The sequence below is a fragment of the Cellulosimicrobium cellulans genome (genome assembly GCF_001722485.1).
GTDB classification, from domain to species: domain Bacteria; phylum Actinomycetota; class Actinomycetes; order Actinomycetales; family Cellulomonadaceae; genus Cellulosimicrobium; species Cellulosimicrobium cellulans_A.
The window spans coordinates 1-2,278 of sequence record NZ_LWGL01000283.1; the positions used below are offsets into that span (position 1 = coordinate 1).

Below are 2,278 nucleotides of genomic sequence, written 5' to 3' on the forward strand. Positions count from 1 at the left end.
CACCCGCCCGCCGGCGAGACCCTCGCCGTCGCCGGACGCGCCGACGAGCACCGGGCCGCCGGGCGCGCCGCCCGGGCCACCGCCGGAGGCGTGCCGCGGGATGCCGTCGGCGTAGCCGAGCGGCACGACGCCGAGCGTGGACTCCCCCGCGGTCGTGTACGCGTGCCCGTACGAGACGCCCTGCCCCGCGGCGACGTGCTTGACGGTGACGAGGGCCGCCTCGAGCGTCATCGCGGGCGTGAGCCCGTAATCCTGCGGGGGCGCGACGTCCGGCACGGGCGACATGCCGTAGACGGCGAGCCCGGGGCGGACGAGGTCGTAGTGCGTGCGCGGCGCGGTCAGGGTCGCGGCCGAGTTCGCGAGGTGGCGCACCTCGAGCGAGGCGCCGGACGCCTCGGCGAGGCGGACGGCGTCGTCGAGCACGTCGGCCTGCGCGGCGACGCTCGGGTGCCCGGGCTCGTCGGCGCGCGCAGCGCCAGGCTCAGCCGCCCCGGCACACCCGCCCGGGCCGCGGCGTCGGCGGCGTTCTGCGCGAGCTCGACGACCACGCGGCCGTGGTAGGACCCGTGGGCGTGGTCCTCCTCGGTGTTCGCGTCCTCGCGCAGCCGGGTGGGCGAGGAGCGCCACGCCTCGAGGACGGCGCGGCGCAGCGCCGCCGTCCCGAGGACGTCGGGGGTCACGCCCCGGGCTCGTCCGCGGGGTCGGTGCCGTCCGACGCGGCCTCGAGGATCGAGACGACCTCGACGTGCAGCTCGTCGATGAGCGGCTCGGCGTCGGGCCACTCGCTCGGCGGCTGCTCGACGTCCGTCTCGGAGTGCGCGCCGCAGCCGTGGTCGAGGCTGACGACCTTGCCGTCGTCGGGCGACCACACGTTCGCGCAGACGCCGAACACCTGGCCGAGCGACCCCTGCAGCGGGACGAGGAAGCCGCACGAGCCGCAGTCCGCGCTCGAAGCGACGGCACCGCGCGCCGTCGGGCCGCGCGAGCCGCGGTACCAGCGCTCCGCCGCCTCGTCGCGCCCCTGCGGCGACAGCACGCGGGCGCGCGCAAGCGCGAGCTCCTCGATCGCGACGGAGTCCAGCTCCTCGTCGCCCGTCGGCGTCCAGCCGGGCTCGAGGCGCGGGTCGTCCGCGCGGAACGGCAGCACGTCGCCCGGGCCGATGTCGCCCGGGCGCAGGCGCTCCGCCCACGGGAGCCACGCCGGCGGGAGCAGCGCGCCCTCGCCGGGCAGGAGCGCGACCTCGCACACCGTGGCGCTGCGGCCGCGCGGCACGCGCGCGAGCGTGACGGTCCACTGCCAGCCCGCGTACCCGCGCAGCGTGCACGCGAACCGGTGCGAGATGAGCCGGTCGGCCTCCGCGACGGTGCCGAGGTGCTCACCGACGTCCTCCGGGCGGTCGGCGACCTCCTCCGCCGCTGCGCGAGCGAGGTCGACGGCGCCCGTGAGGACGGCGTCCCGCGCCGCGCGGGCGGACACCCCGCGCACGCGGCCCTCGGCGGCTGCGACGGTCATGCTCAGACCTCGATCTCGTCCGCGACCGCGCGCAGCACCGCGGCGACCTTCGTGGCCTTGCCCTTCTCGGGGTACCGGCCGCGACGCAGGCCGCCGCCGATGCCGTCGAGCTCCTTGATGAGGTCCTCGACGATGACGGCCATCTCGTCGGCCGAACGGCGCTTCGCCTTGGCGACGGACGGGACCGGGTCGAGGAGCGTGACCGCGAGCGCCTGCGGTCCGCGGCGGCCGTCCGCCACGCTGAAGTCGACGCGCGCGCCGGGCTTGGGCGCGACGGCGCCGGCGGGCAGCGCGGACGCGTGCAGGAAGACCTCGCCGCCGTCGTCGGCCGCGATGAAGCCGAAGCCGCGCTCGGTGTCGAACCACTTGACCTTGCCGGTGGGCACGTGAACCTCGTTCGTGCTCGAAGGGAACAGAACCCCCAGGCTACCGGCCGTCCCGGCCGGTCGTCGCATCCTGCCCCGGTGCGGCCCCGCGGTCGGCACCGCCCTCCGCCGCGGACGGTGCGCGGGTGACGACCCCGACGTCCGCGCCGACGCGCAGCGCGACGGCGTCGAACCAGCGTGCGTGGTCGGCGACGGTCTGCTCGAGGTGACCGAACAGCTCGAACGACACCGTGCCGAAGAGCGTCGTCCAGGCCATGAGCGTCCGCGCGACGCTCTCCGTGGGCGCGTCCGGCTCGACGAGGCCGCGGGCCGCGACGTAGGCGCGCGCGGGACCGACGAGCGCGGTGGCGTCGTCGGCGCCGGGCGGCGCGGGGACCGG

At 77.4% G+C, this 2,278-nt stretch carries 4 protein-coding genes; all 4 read right to left on the minus strand.

The annotated features are described in order from the left end of the window. On the minus strand, positions 1 to 423 hold a 423-nt coding region (locus JZ5iCDA_RS18605), incomplete at its 3' end, for an alanine racemase (protein ID WP_436967421.1). Between the two features lie 253 nt (positions 424 to 676). Further along, on the minus strand, positions 677 to 1,513 hold the full coding sequence (locus JZ5iCDA_RS16995; protein ID WP_069388184.1) for a DUF3027 domain-containing protein: 837 nt from the start codon (positions 1,511 to 1,513) through the stop codon (positions 677 to 679). 2 nt (positions 1,514 to 1,515) lie between these two features. Then, complete coding sequence (locus JZ5iCDA_RS17000) at positions 1,516 to 1,899, minus strand: cold-shock protein (RefSeq protein WP_069388185.1); 384 nt, start codon at positions 1,897 to 1,899, stop codon at positions 1,516 to 1,518. Positions 1,900 to 1,939: 40 nt separating this feature from the next. Further along, positions 1,940 to 2,278: TetR-like C-terminal domain-containing protein (locus JZ5iCDA_RS19220; protein ID WP_171905425.1), on the minus strand; the 339-nt coding region annotated here is incomplete at its 5' end.